This window comes from Mammaliicoccus stepanovicii (genome assembly GCF_002902525.1).
Classification (GTDB): Bacteria; Bacillota; Bacilli; order Staphylococcales; family Staphylococcaceae; genus Mammaliicoccus; species Mammaliicoccus stepanovicii.
The window spans coordinates 19049-32930 of sequence record NZ_PPQZ01000106.1 but is presented as its reverse complement, the minus strand read 5'-3'; the positions used below and the strand labels follow the sequence as shown (position 1 = coordinate 32930).

General features: G+C 32.3%; 11 protein-coding genes and 1 other RNA gene. 2 read left to right on the top strand and 10 right to left on the bottom strand.

What is annotated here, in order from left to right:
* Nucleotides 1-30: 30 nt before the first annotated feature.
* Entirely contained in the window at nt 31-1656 is a 1626-nt protein-coding gene (gene sal / locus CD111_RS11140) for a Sal family ABC-F type ribosomal protection protein (RefSeq protein WP_095087646.1), read from the bottom strand.
* A gap of 308 nt (nt 1657-1964) precedes the next feature.
* Here sal and CD111_RS11135 point away from each other — a divergent pair, with 308 nt between their 5' ends.
* Nucleotides 1965-2972 (top strand): LLM class flavin-dependent oxidoreductase, encoded by a 1008-nt coding sequence (locus CD111_RS11135; protein WP_095087645.1) that lies wholly within the window; start codon nt 1965-1967, stop codon nt 2970-2972.
* Nucleotides 2973-3021: 49 nt separating this feature from the next.
* On the opposite strand, the gene CD111_RS11130 is transcribed toward CD111_RS11135, so the two are convergent.
* Both CD111_RS11130 and cymR read right to left on the bottom strand, forming a co-directional pair.
* Complete coding sequence (locus tag CD111_RS11130; RefSeq protein ID WP_095087643.1) at nt 3022-3756, bottom strand: trypsin-like serine peptidase; 735 nt, start codon at nt 3754-3756, stop codon at nt 3022-3024.
* A gap of 199 nt (nt 3757-3955) precedes the next feature.
* Nucleotides 3956-4375 carry a cysteine metabolism transcriptional regulator CymR gene (gene cymR / locus CD111_RS11125; protein WP_095087641.1) on the bottom strand — a complete coding sequence of 140 codons (420 nt, stop codon included), beginning with the start codon at nt 4373-4375 and terminating at the stop codon, nt 3956-3958.
* A gap of 87 nt (nt 4376-4462) precedes the next feature.
* Here cymR and CD111_RS11120 point away from each other — a divergent pair, with 87 nt between their 5' ends.
* Nucleotides 4463-5725 (top strand): replication-associated recombination protein A, encoded by a 1263-nt coding sequence (locus CD111_RS11120; protein WP_095087639.1) that lies wholly within the window; start codon nt 4463-4465, stop codon nt 5723-5725.
* 78 nt (nt 5726-5803) lie between these two features.
* Here CD111_RS11120 and CD111_RS11115 read toward each other — a convergent pair whose 3' ends face one another.
* From CD111_RS11115 to CD111_RS11085, 7 genes are all read right to left on the bottom strand, one after another.
* Nucleotides 5804-6571 (bottom strand): tRNA threonylcarbamoyladenosine dehydratase, encoded by a 768-nt coding sequence (locus tag CD111_RS11115; protein ID WP_095087637.1) that lies wholly within the window; start codon nt 6569-6571, stop codon nt 5804-5806.
* Between the two features lie 55 nt (nt 6572-6626).
* Nucleotides 6627-6819, bottom strand: a non-coding RNA gene (gene ssrS / locus CD111_RS11110) — 6S RNA.
* Nucleotides 6820-6875: 56 nt separating this feature from the next.
* Nucleotides 6876-8648 carry an aspartate--tRNA ligase gene (gene aspS, locus CD111_RS11105; RefSeq protein WP_095087634.1) on the bottom strand — a complete coding sequence of 591 codons (1773 nt, stop codon included), beginning with the start codon at nt 8646-8648 and terminating at the stop codon, nt 6876-6878.
* Nucleotides 8648-9913, bottom strand: coding sequence for a histidine--tRNA ligase (gene hisS, locus CD111_RS11100; RefSeq protein WP_095087631.1), 1266 nt, complete (start codon nt 9911-9913; stop codon nt 8648-8650). Before hisS ends, aspS begins: the two co-directional genes overlap by 1 nt.
* A gap of 316 nt (nt 9914-10229) precedes the next feature.
* Complete coding sequence (locus CD111_RS11095) at nt 10230-11102, bottom strand: N-acetylmuramoyl-L-alanine amidase family protein (protein ID WP_095087628.1); 873 nt, start codon at nt 11100-11102, stop codon at nt 10230-10232.
* Nucleotides 11099-11551: a D-aminoacyl-tRNA deacylase gene (gene dtd / locus CD111_RS11090; RefSeq protein ID WP_142380961.1), complete on the bottom strand. Its 453-nt coding sequence runs from the start codon at nt 11549-11551 to the stop codon at nt 11099-11101. The genes CD111_RS11095 and dtd overlap by 4 nt, the downstream gene beginning before the upstream one ends.
* Nucleotides 11552-11562: 11 nt before the next feature.
* The gene (locus tag CD111_RS11085; protein WP_095087622.1) at nt 11563-13752 is read right to left on the bottom strand and encodes a RelA/SpoT family protein; all 2190 of its coding nucleotides are present in this window, start codon (nt 13750-13752) and stop codon (nt 11563-11565) included.
* Nucleotides 13753-13882: the final 130 nt, after the last annotated feature.

The following is a 13882-nucleotide window of genomic DNA, read 5'->3' as shown; positions in this document are numbered from 1 at the left end:
ACCTATTCTAGCACCATTTTAATAAATTGACTAGAACTCTGTTTCTCGATTTCTTTTATCTGTATATTGCTCTAAATTTTCCAATTCGTGTTTTATTTCATCTACATTTATCGATTGATTAACAATCATATTTTCATGGATGAGTGTTTTATCACGGATTGTCCACACTTGACCTTTAATTAAAGCTTTAAAGTCTTGATCATGAGATACAATCAAAATTGAACCTTGGAACGATTTAATCAGTTTAATTATTTTTTCTTGCATTTCTAGATCAAAATAATTCGTCGGTTCATCTAAAATTAATAAATGTGGATTTGAAAAATATAATTTCACAAATTGTAATCTACACTTTTCACCCATTGAAAGACTATTAACTGTTGCAGTTATCATAGATTTATCAAAACCAAAACTGGCTAGAATTGTTCTTGCATCTGTTTCATTCATTTCAGGAATAGTGCTAATTTCTTCAAGAACCGATCGATTCATATTGAGATTATTAAAATCTTGTGAAAAATAGCCTATTTTAAGTTCAGGATGTACATAAATTTCACCAGTTGTCGGTACTAAAGTGTTTAAGATTAATTTAATAATTGATGATTTGCCCGAACCATTTGCACCTTCAATTATGACGTTTTGATTACGCTCTATATATAAATTAATATTATCCAAAATAATGTTATCACCAAATGAAAGTGTGACATCTTTAAAATTCACCAAGTAGCGAGACCGAAATGAATGGTGTTGTATAGAATATGATTGTTCTTCTTTATCTGGATTCAAATTATTATGATCTATCAATTCTTTATTTAGTTGTTTTTCTTTAGATTTGAATTTTCTTGCTAATTTACTTAACTTTTTTTGTGCCTTTGGATCTCTTACAGAAGCTTTTTGAGCGGCACTATGATACCATTCTTTATATTTTTTAATCGTCTCTTCAATTGCCTTTTTTTCTCTTTCATGCTTTTCAAAGAGCGTTGCTTGTGTTTGTTCCTCAATATCTATTTGTCGTTTAAATTCATCATATTTACCATAATATTTTTTCCCACCATCTTTTGTTAATTTTATAATTGAATCTGGTGTATTATTTAAAAACGCCTTGTCATGAGATACATATAAAATCGCTCTTTTTTCGTGTTTAAATGCATTTATTAACCAAGCTTTCATTTCACTGTCCATATGATTTGTAGGCTCGTCGATTAGTAATAACGATGCTTGTGTCATTTTTAATTTTAAAAAAGCGACTTTCGTTTGTTCACCACCACTTAAAGTTGAGATTTTCTGATTAAAGTGAGATTCTGTAAGTCCGAGTTTTTTCCCTTCAGTGATTATATGATTTTCAAATGTAAAGCCATCAAGTTCAATGTAGCGATTTAACGAAAATTCATCACTTAGATCATTTCTAAGTGACGATAAATCAGGATAACTCAACATAACATATGATAAAACATCATAATTCGAATAAGAACTTAAGTCCTGCTCCATTAATGCTGTATCAATATCTTCATTTATATGAATATTATTTAATAATGTTGATTTACCTACCCCATTGGAACCTACGATAGCTACATGTTCATTTTGTTCAATTGTAAAAGTAAGTGACGATATTAAAACTTTGTCGTCTACTTCTATAGGTTTTTCTTCAAATAAAAATAGCATAATGTTGCCTCCTTTATCCATGAATTACACAGATGGGCACCATCACACTATATATGTAATGGTGGCTTCAATATTTAGACAGAACTATCCATACATCATTGTGTAACACAATGGAATTTTTACGTTATATTCTTCGGTCGTAAAAATTATTGGATTTCCATGTCTAATATTGATGCCACCTCTCGTTAAATTTCTATAAATTATAACCTTATATATCAGTGTCGTCAACTTTTGTTGAGCAATTATATAGAGCATTAATCTTTGTGTTGATATACTTCGTGTATACAATTATTAAGGAGAGTCTATAAATGAAATCTAAATTTCCAGTTTCTGTATTAGATTTAGTCCCACTTCGAAAGGGAGAAACTGCACAAGATGCAATTCAAAACATGATTAAATTAGCACAGACTGTTGAAGAATATGGTTACGAAAAATATTGGATAGCTGAACATCATAATGCGCCAAACTTGGTCAGTTCAGCAACTGCTTTACTTATCCAACACACTTTAGAACATACAAATACAATCCAAGTTGGTTCTGGAGGCATTATGTTACCTAACCATGCACCTCTTGTCGTAGCAGAACAATTTGGTACGATGGAAACAATGTTCCCTAATAGATTGAATTTAGGTTTAGGTAGAGCACCTGGTACGGATATGATGACTGCTTCTGCGTTGAGAAGAGATTCACATAAAGGCGTTTACACATTCGGAGATGATGTTAAACAACTGTTACAATACTTTGGTCCAGAAGAAAAACAGTCTCACGTTAGACCATACCCTGGTGTAGACACTAACATACCAATTTATATACTCGGATCATCAACTGATTCAGCTCATTTAGCAGCCAGATTAGGTCTTCCTTATGTATTTGCAGCACATTTTGCACCTGACCAAATGGCACAAGCAATTGAAATATATCGAGACCTATTTGAACCTTCCGAATATCTTGATAAGCCATATATGAAAGTATGTTTAAATGTCATCATTGGTGATACAGATGAAGAAGCCACTTATTTATCATCAACAATGCATTTAATGTTTTTAAGTATTGTTAGAAATGCGCGTCTGCCACTTCAGCCACCAACTGATCAATTAGACAATATTTGGTCAGAACAAGAAAAATATATGGCGCAATCAAAAACAAACACTTCTTTTATCGGAAACAAAGAAACTGTTAAAAACCAATTAATTAAATTCCAAGAAAAATATAATGTCGACGAAATTATGGCAGTTAGTTATATTTATGATAGAGAGAAACAATATAAATCATATAAGTTATTCAAAAATATTGTAGATGATTTATATAGTGAATAAATAAAAATATCCTAGGCGTATTGTAAATCGCGCCTAGGATATTTCAAATTTATTGTAAATTATTATTAATAAAGTCTTGTACACTACTATTAAATAGAACACCGCTATTGTGACTGTCTGGAACACCGCCAAAATGTAGGCCGATTAATTCTTTATTTGAATTAAATATAGGTGATCCTGAGTTTCCACCATATGTACTTAAATCGTAAGTTATATCGTTTCCACTTGCAGATAAGACATTACCTTTACTTTCCCACAATGTTGCATATGGTTTATCACCAGGATACCCCGTTACAGTAATATCATCACCTTCTTGTCCTGAAGATGTATCCGCAATTGTTGCAGGTTGTACTGCTTCACCAATAGATTGACCATCACTATTTTTTCCTACATGAACTAATGCTAAGTCCTCACCACCGGGCGCTGTTTTAAAATCTGTTGCAGTAAATGTACCGGCTGGATAGTTATCGCTACCATTAGCTCCAGGTGAAAATTTTAAAACAGATGGATTACCATTTGTTGCGTTTACAACGTGTTTATTCGTAAGTACTGTATTTTCTCCAATAACTACTCCAGATGCAATTGAAGATTCATCAATATCAGCAAATGCTATTGATTGATAATGCCCTGATGTAGTATCTGTAATCTGAACTCTGTCATTTTTAGGAAGAATGACTTTAGATGATACATCATCCGTTTTTGCATTAACTTCTAGTGGCGATGCTACAAGACCTACTAATAAAATTGCAATCAAACCAAATATGTAACTTTTAAACTTTTTCATTAAATCTCCCCTTTTCTATAATATACATTAATATTAAATGTACTTTGTAAAAAAGGGGTGTTTTTACAATACTTTGATATGATTCGTGCCTGTCTGTCACATTATAAAATTTTTAAAACAGTTAGGTATTAAAACACAACAGTTAGGCATTATATTATATTATTTGTTAAATAAAAAATAAAGCTGAAAACAAATCTAATTAAATATAGAACATATATCCTTCTAATTCTTCTTGATTCGTGTAATTTGCTAAGTATTCTAAAGTCGTATTATCTAACACTTCTTTAACTGCATCTCGAATTCTAATCCATAATTGTTGTTGAGCTGGTGGTTCATCTTCTATCCCTTCAACTGGCGTAATTGGACCTTCTAATAGTCTAATCACATCTCCAGCTGTAATTTCTGAAGGTGATTTTTGTAATTGATATCCACCTTTAGCACCTCTCACACTTTTTATGAGACCAGCATTACGAAGTGGACCTACCAATTGTTCTAAATATAAATCACTTAAATTATTTTCTTCTGCGATTGACTTTAAGGATGTACATCCTTGACCATAACGCTTAGTCAAGGATATCATAAGTGTTAAGCCATATCGTCCCTTTGTGGAAATTTTCATGTACTACACCTCTTATTTTCTAAAAAATATTATTACCTTATTCTATCATTTTTTAGGCGATTTGAGTAATTAGAAAGGTTGATATAAATGAAAAATGAACCATTAGCATATAGAATGCGTCCAAAAACGATTGATGACGTTATTAGTCAAGATCATCTTGTAGGACCAAAAGCAATCATTAGAAGAATGGTCAATACAAAACGGCTAACATCAATGATTTTTTATGGGCCACCTGGCATAGGAAAAACAAGTATCGCCCAAGCGATAGCAGGAAGTACACAATACAAGTTCAGACAACTAAACGCAGTTACTAATACAAAAAAAGATATGCAACTTGTAGTTGAAGAAGCTAAAATGTCAGGACAAGTTATTTTATTGCTTGATGAAATACACAGATTGGATAAAGCTAAACAAGATTTCTTATTGCCTCATCTAGAATCAGGCAAAATTGTATTAATCGGAGCCACAACTTCAAATCCATACCATGCAATTAATCCTGCCATTAGAAGTAGAGCGCAAATATTCGAATTATATCCATTAGATAAAGAAAATATTATGGAAGCGCTAAATAGAGCTTTAAATGACGAAGAGAATGGCTTGTTATCGTATGCTCCTAAAGTTGATCAAGAAGCAATTGAATACTTTGCAGATTCCAGTTACGGAGATGTCAGAAGTGCATTGAATGCGTTAGAGCTCGCGGTACTAAGTGCTGAAGAAACACATGGTGTTAGACATGTTACGATTGAAGATGCAGAAGTCTGTATGCAAAAAAGTGCTTTTCAATACGATAAAGATGGCGATCAACATTATGATGTGATGAGTGCATTCCAAAAATCAATTCGTGGTAGTGATGTTGATGCAGCGCTACATTATTTGGCTAGACTGATTGAAGGTGGCGATTTACCTGCAATAACAAGAAGATTATTAGTTATAAGTTTCGAAGATATTGGTCTCGCATCACCTGGTGCTGCAAGTAGAACATTATCTGCCATTGAAGCGAGTGAACGTTTAGGATTTCCCGAGGCAAGAATTCCACTTAGCCAAGCAGTTATAGAATTATGTTTATCACCAAAATCCAATTCTACTGTAACCTCAATAGATGCTGCTCTTTCAGATATAAGAAACGGTAAAGCTGGACTTGTACCTAAACATCTTAAAGATGGTCATTATCAAGGTGCAAAAGAATTAGGTAATGCAATTGGCTACAAGTATCCACATAATTATGAAAATGGTTATGTTGAACAACAATATTTACCTGATACTTTAAAAAACAAGAAGTATTATCAACCGAAAACGACATCCAAAGCAGAACAAAAATTTGCAGAAGTATATCAGAATTTAAAAAAATAAAAATAAAGCCACGTTATATTCATAACAACTTGAATATAACGTGGCTTTATTTGATACACATTGTAATGTGAGTTCATATTATTTATCTTTAATTCTCTTCATTGGAATATCTTTCAAAATTTGATTAACAACATAACTTGCACATATTAGCCCTACTACACTTGGAACAAATGCATTAGATGAAGGAGGCAATTGCGCTTTTCTAACTTTAGCGTTTTTGTCGCCAATCTTATCTTTTACATCTTCTCTTACCACAATTGGGCTTTCATCACTAAAGACAACATTTATACCTTTTTTGATGCCCATTTTTCTTAATTTAAGTCGAATAATTTTCGCCATAGGATCAGTATGCGTCTTCGATATATCTGCTATCTCAAATTTAGTTGGGTCTGTCTTATTTGCAGCGCCCATACTTGAGATCACATCTATATTTCTTTCTAAACATTCTTTCATAAGATGTACTTTATACATGATAGTATCGCTAGCATCAACGATATAGTCTATCTTATATTCGTTGAATAATGCTTCATATGTATCTTCAGTATAGAACATATGTAATGGCGTTACTTTACAGTCAGGATTAATTAGTTTAATTCTTTCTTCCATTAAATCTACTTTCGATTGTCCAATAGTAGTGGTCAACGCATGTAGTTGGCGATTAACATTCGTAATATCAACATCATCTTTATCTATTAATATAATATGTCCAATATTCGTTCTAGCTAATGCTTCAGCAGCAAAGGAGCCAACTCCTCCAACACCTAAAACAACGACCGTTTTACTTTTAAGTAGATCCAATCCTTCTTTACCAATTGCTAATTCATTTCTAGAAAATTGATGCTTCATAATTTTATTTACTCCTTTACACAAAAATACGCAAGACATAAAGTCTTGCGTACCGATAGAATCCGATTGTGCCGTAATAAAAAGTGCTAGATCATTTTGGCCTGCTAAATACAGGTGGGTGCCCTGTTTCTTATTTTGCATGTCCTCCTTGCGAGGCGTATGCGCTATTAAGAAAACCTATCTGGCTCCCTGATCAAAAAGTGTTAGGTCAAAATATATAAAGCTTATTTCGAACACTTCAGATGACTACCTTATAAATATATTTTATCACAAAACATTCAAATAACAAGTATTTTGGCTTTGCTTATTTTTCTTCTAAATCTAATTTCAAATGTAACTCATGTAGTTGACTAGTCGATACTTCACTTGGAGCATCTGTTAATAGACATGATGCACTAGCTGTCTTAGGAAATGCAATCGTATCTCTTAAATTCGTTCTTCCTGATAGAAGCATAACTAATCTATCTAATCCAAGCGCAATACCACCATGTGGTGGCGCTCCGTATTTAAATGCTTCAATTAAGAAACCGAATTGCTCTTGAGCTTGTTCTTCTGTAAATCCTAATGCTTTGAACATTTTTTCTTGTAAGTCAGCTTTATGGATTCTGATTGAACCTCCTCCAAGTTCAAAACCATTTAATACGATATCATATGCGTTAGCTTCTACATTTGTTGGGTCAGTTTCTAACATTTCTATATGTTCTTTTTTAGGTGCAGTAAACGGATGATGCGCAGCAACATATCTATCTGCTTCTTCATCATATTCAAATAGTGGCCAATCTGTAACCCATAAGAAATTATATTGGTTAGGATCAATTAAACCACGCTCTTTACCTAATTTATTTCTAAGTTGCGCTAGACTTGCTGCTACGATGTCTTTTTTGTCAGCGACAAATAATATTAAATCTCCTGAAGATGCATTTGTTTTGCTTAATAATTCTTCTGTATAAGTTTCATCAAAGAATTTACTAATAGGACCGTTCAAACCTTCTTCAGTTACTTTAACCCATGCCAAACCTTTAGCGCCATATATACTCGTAAATGCTTGTAGTTGATCAATGTCTTTTCTTGAGTAATCATTTGCACCATCTTCAACAACAATTGCTTTTACTTCTCCACCATTTTCAACTGCTGATTTGAATACTTTAAATTCCATTTTTGATGCTAAGTCAGATAAATTAATTAATTCCATACCAAATCTAGTATCAGGCTTATCTATACCATATCTATCCATAGCTTCTGCATATGTCATACGTGGAAATGGTGTTGTAATGTCAATGCCTTTAACATCTTTCATAATACGTTTCATAAGACCTTCATTCATCTTCATTACATCTTCTTGATCAACGAAACTCATTTCAATATCAATTTGTGTAAATTCAGGTTGTCTATCTGCTCTTAAGTCTTCGTCTCTAAAACATTTAACAATTTGATAATATTTATCAAATCCACCTATCATTAATAATTGTTTAAATATTTGAGGAGACTGAGGTAATGCATAAAATTCTCCATCATGTACACGTGATGGTACTAAATAATCTCTAGCACCTTCTGGCGTTGACTTCGTAAGAACTGGCGTTTCAACTTCGTAAAATTCACCTTCATCTAAATAATTTCTAACTGAACGTGTAATTTGGTGTCTCATTTTAAAAGTTTGCGCCAAACTTTCTCTTCTTAAATCAATATAGCGATATTTCAATCGAACATTTTCATCAATTTCAGTATTATCTGTTATAGAAAATGGTGGTGTTTCAGATTCATTCAAAATTTGAATTTCAGAAACTTGAACTTCAATTTTTCCGGTATTTATTTTGTCATTAATTGCTTGTTCATCTCGTTTAGAAACTAGACCCTTAACTTGTATAACATATTCAGATCTTACCTTTTCAGCTACTTGTAATGCTTCTTCTGAGAAATCAGGATTGAATACGATTTGTACAATACCTTCACGGTCTCTCAAATCAATAAATATTAATCCTCCAAGGTCACGTCTTTTTTGTACCCATCCATTTAATATAACAGTTTGTCCGATAAATGATTCATCTACTGTTCCACAATAAGTTGTTCTTTTATTCATTATGATTTCTCCTTTAAATATTGCTCTAATTCTTTAAATGAAACCGTTGTATTCTCACCGGTTTTCATATTTTTCACTTCAACTTGTTCTTTTTGTAATTCATCGTCACCTAACACGATTGTATGAACTGCATTAAGTCGATCTGCTTGTTTCATTTGACCTTTTAATTTACGTCCTAAATAGTCTTTATCGCAACTAATTCCTGAATGTCTTAATTTATTAATTAATGAAATTGAATACTTTTCTGCTTGATCTCCCATTGTCGCAATGAATAAATCAATAGACTCTTCTTGTTCAATTTCAATTCCTTCTGCTTCTAATGCTAATAATAATCTCTCAATACTTAATGCAAATCCAATCCCTGTTTCTTTAGGTCCATCTAATAGTTCTAATAAACCATTGTATCGTCCACCACCACATAAAGTAGTAATTGCACCAAATCCTTCTGCGTTACTCATTACTTCGAATGCAGTGTGTGTGTAATAATCTAAACCTCTAACTAAATTAGTATCAATTTCATATTCAATACCTAATTCATCAAGTAACGTTTTGACTTCTTCAAAGTATTGCTTAGAATAGTCATTTAAATAGTCTGTAATTTTCGGAGCATTTTTAACTGCTTCTTTATCACGATCTACTTTACAGTCCAATATACGCATAGGATTTGTATACAATCTGTTTTGGCAATCATTACAGAAAGTATCTATAACCGGTTCAAAATGCGTTTGAAGTGCTTTTGTATATTCAGCTCTTGACTCTGCATCACCAATACTATTAATAACTAGTTTTAAATCTTTTAAACCAAAAGATTTATAGATGTGTACGAGCATAGAAATAATTTCTACATCAATTGCAGGGTTTTCAGAACCGATTGCTTCGACACCAAATTGTACAAATTGACGATAGCGCCCTTTTTGTTTTCGTTCATATCTAAACATTGGCCCGTTATAATATAATTTAACTGGTTGATTTGGATCACCTTGCATTTTGTTTTCTATGAAACTTCTGACAACACCAGCAGTTCCTTCAGGTCTCAATGTAATACTACGATCGCCTTTATCTTTAAATGTATACATTTCTTTTTGTACGACATCAGTAGAATCACCAACACCTCTACTAAATAATTCAGTGCTTTCAAAAATTGGCGTTCTAATTTCTTTATAATTATATAGTTTCATTAACTCATGTAATTTATTCTCTATAAATTGCCATTTATATGTGTCTTTAGGTAATATGTCTTGTGTACCACGTGGTATATTTATCATTTAATTTCCTCCTTTAAAATATAAAAAGTCCCTTGTATGTTCTCACATACAAGGGACGAAATTTCCGTGTTGCCACCCTAATTAGCATTCTAAATATAGAATACTCACTCATCAACATGATAACGGGTGTAAACCGATCTTACTTTCATAAGATTCCCTCTTCTTGTGTTCTTAAAATACTTAGCCTCTATATAACTTTCAGCATATGTCATATTCTCTGTTTCAGCTAATTTAGTATTCTATTCAAGAATAAACGGTATATAATTCATTCGTAATTTATACTTATATTAAACCCAATACGTTTATGAGTCAATCTTTAATTTGAAAAGTATACTTTCAAACCATCTACAATCCCTGTTTCTACAATATGTCTATATTTTCTATCAGCAATCAAATCTTCATCTGTTGGATTACTAATATAACCCAATTCTAATAAAACTGCTGGCATTTTAGTTTGTCTAATCACTTGGAAATTCTCATTTCTTACGCCTCTATCAGATAAAATTGATTTTTGGTTAATAGAAGTGTGCAAAGTTTTGGCAAAGTCTTGTTGCGTATCATGATGATAGTAAACGGTCACGCCATGTGGACCTGAAGAATCAAGTGCGTCATTATGAATACTTATGAATACATCACCATCTCCTTGACGGTCTTTCAATTTAACATACTCATCTTTAGTACGGGTCATTTTGACTTTTGCACCTTCAGATTTTAACATTTCTTCTAATTCTTGTGCAGTCTTAAGCGTTATTTCTTTTTCAGTGACATTTTTATGTTTTGAACTTGAAGCGCCTTGGTCACCACCACCGTGTCCTGGATCTAGTATGATTGTTTTTCCTTTTAAAGGTTTTGCCACGGGATTTACATCTTCTTTAATATCTAGATTCGTATGCCAACCTGCTATCCAACCTTTTTCGTTATCATCGTTAGTGACTTCAAACCATTTACCTTTTCTATCGGTAATTTCGAATTTGTCACCATCTTTAACCTCAAAGATGATAGGATAATATGCTGCTGGTCCAGTTCTCAGTTCCCCATCTTCAATCATGGATAATGATTTAGGTTCTACATCGTTTGGTATTAGCATTTTAATTAAGACAATCAATAATATGATGACTATAACTGCTACACTAATTACAGGGATTGGCTTTAGTTTATACTTTTTAAACCACAAGTTGATTCGGTTCATTGAATGATACCATCCTTACTTTCAAAAATAATAGTAATTGGTCCATCATTAATTAATGAAACATCCATATGGGCACCAAATTCACCTGTTTTCACATTAACTCCATGTGATTTTAATTGTTCATTAAAGTATTGGTATATTTTGTTTGCCTCATCTGGTGACATAGCATCTGTAAAACCAGGTCTATTACCCTTTTTTACAGATGCATAAATTGTAAATTGTGAAATTGATAATATTTCACCATTTACTTGATGTATATCTAAGTTCATCTTACCGTCACTATCTTCAAAAATTCTTGTTTTTGCAATTTTTCGAGCGATAGCTTCTGCATCTTTATAATTTGAAGTTTGTCCGACACCTACTAACAACAAAAATCCTTGCTCAATTTCATTTTCTATATTTTCTGTTGTTACTTTTGCTTGACTTACTTTTTGCAAAACTACTTTCAAAAAATCACCTCTTAATTCCATACACGACTAACTGTATAAATATCTCCTAGTTGTTTAATTCTATCTACTATTTTGTATACATCGTTAACATTTTTGACCATAACACTGATATTAATTACTGCATTCTTATCAATATCTGCTTTACCAGAGACTTTCACTAATTGTACTTTAATAGCATTTACTACTTGTAATACTTCGTTTAATAAGCCGTTTCGATCATATCCAGTGATTTCTAAATCCACTTGGTATTTTTTCTGTTCGTTTGTATTCTTAACCCATTCGACATCAATTAATCTATCGGTTTCATTCACTATATTAGGACAGTCTTTTCTATGAACTTTGACACCATGTCCTTTAGTGATGTATCCAATAATATCATCACCTGGTATTGGGTTACAGCATTTTGATAATTTAATCAGCATATTATCTAAACCTTCAACATAAACACCTGTTTCTGTGCTTATATCTTTCTTAATAGGAATAGACTTATTAACTTCTTGAACTTGATTTAATGTTTGTTTCTTACGCTCTAATCGAATTTTTTCAGACAGACGATTAACTGCTTGTAATGATGTAATACCACCAAATCCTACTGCAGCAAATAAATCTTCTTCACTTGAAAAATTATATTTATCGTTAACTGCTTTAACATTATCATGAGTAAGGACATCATCAACATTAAATCCTTGCTCCCGTATTTCAGCTTCTATCATAAATTTGCCTTTTTCAATATTTGCAGAGCGATCCTGTTTTTTAAAGAAACTTCTGATTTTACTTTTAGCACTTGAGGAGCGAACAATTTTTAACCAGTCACGACTTGGCCCATAAGAATGTTTACTCGTTCGAATTTCAACGATATCACCTGTCGTTAATTTAAAATCAATTGGTACTATTTTGCCATTAACTTTCGCACCAATCATTTTGTTACCTACTTCACTGTGCACTGCATATGCAAAATCAATTGGAACTGCCCCATAAGGAAGTTCTACAACATCACTTTCTGGCGTGAACACATAAACTTTATCACTTTGTAAGTCATACTTTAATGATTCCATAAACTCTTCAGCATCTGGAGAAGTATTGTCAGTTTCTGCTATTTCTTGTAGCCAACTCATTTTTTGTAAGTATTCTTCAGATTTAGTGCTTAAATTTTTACCTTCTTTGTATGCCCAGTGAGCTGCAACACCATGCTCTGCAATTTCATGCATTTCAAATGTTCTAATTTGAATTTCTAGAGGGTCTCCATTTGGGCCTACTACGGTTGTATGTAATGATTGATACATGTTCTGTTTAGGCATCGCAATATAATCTTTAAATCTTCCTGGCATTGGTTTCCAAAGCGTATGCACGAGTCCAAGAACAGCATAACAATCTTTAATTGATGGCACGATAACACGAATAGCTAATAAATCGAATATTTGCTCGAATTGTTTCTTTTGTTTGACCATTTTTCGATAAATACTATAAATGTGTTTAGGTCGACCACTAATGTCACCTGTTATCCCCATTTCAACCATTTCATTCTCAATATCTCTAATGGCATTCGAAATATACGTTTCTCGCTCACTTCTTTTTTTCTTCATTAGATTAACTATTCTAAAATATTGAACACTATCAATATATCTTAATGAAATGTCTTCTAATTCCCATTTAATTGTATTAATACCTAATCTATGTGCTAATGGTGCATAGATTTCAAGCGTTTCTTTAGCAATTCGCTTTTGTTTTTCTTTTGGCATTGCCTTTAAAGTTCTAATATTGTGTAGCCTATCTGCTAATTTAACAAGTATCACTCGGACATCTTTAGCTATTGCGATAAATAATTTACGATGATTTTCTGCTTGTTGTGTTTCTTTAGATTTATATTTAACTTTTTTTAATTTAGTAACACCGTCAACGATAATGGCTACTTCTTCATTAAACATTTCAACAAGATCATCATATGTATAAGGTGTATCCTCAATAACATCATGTAAAAAACCTGCTACTATAGTAGGACCATCCAATTTCATTTCAGTTAAGATACCTGCAACCTGTATTGGATGCATGATATAAGGTAAATTATTTTTTCTAATTTGACCCTGATGTGCTTTAAAGGCTAAATTATAACTCTTTACAACTAGATTATAAGCCTCTTCTGATAAGTAACTTTTAGCTTTATACAATACATCATCTGCACTATAAGGATATTCTTTATTCATAGGGACACCACCTCGTGAGAGTAATTCTCTTTAATATTACTATTATAGCAATTATCAATAGTACTTGACCACAATTAAATTCTGAACTTTTAATAAACAAAACTGACTCCCATTCTTAAAATCTTATGAT

Coding starts and splice junctions, on each gene's coding strand:
- sal (WP_095087646.1), bottom strand. CDS start 1,656: ATGCTATTTTTATTTGAAGAAAAACCTATAGAAGTAGACGACAAAGTT.
- CD111_RS11135 (WP_095087645.1), top strand. CDS start 1,965: ATGAAATCTAAATTTCCAGTTTCTGTATTAGATTTAGTCCCACTTCGA.
- CD111_RS11130 (WP_095087643.1), bottom strand. CDS start 3,756: ATGAAAAAGTTTAAAAGTTACATATTTGGTTTGATTGCAATTTTATTA.
- cymR (WP_095087641.1), bottom strand. CDS start 4,375: ATGAAAATTTCCACAAAGGGACGATATGGCTTAACACTTATGATATCC.
- CD111_RS11120 (WP_095087639.1), top strand. CDS start 4,463: ATGAAAAATGAACCATTAGCATATAGAATGCGTCCAAAAACGATTGAT.
- CD111_RS11115 (WP_095087637.1), bottom strand. CDS start 6,571: ATGAAGCATCAATTTTCTAGAAATGAATTAGCAATTGGTAAAGAAGGA.
- aspS (WP_095087634.1), bottom strand. CDS start 8,648: ATGAATAAAAGAACAACTTATTGTGGAACAGTAGATGAATCATTTATC.
- hisS (WP_095087631.1), bottom strand. CDS start 9,913: ATGATAAATATACCACGTGGTACACAAGACATATTACCTAAAGACACA.
- CD111_RS11095 (WP_095087628.1), bottom strand. CDS start 11,102: ATGAACCGAATCAACTTGTGGTTTAAAAAGTATAAACTAAAGCCAATC.
- CD111_RS11085 (WP_095087622.1), bottom strand. CDS start 13,752: ATGAATAAAGAATATCCTTATAGTGCAGATGATGTATTGTATAAAGCT.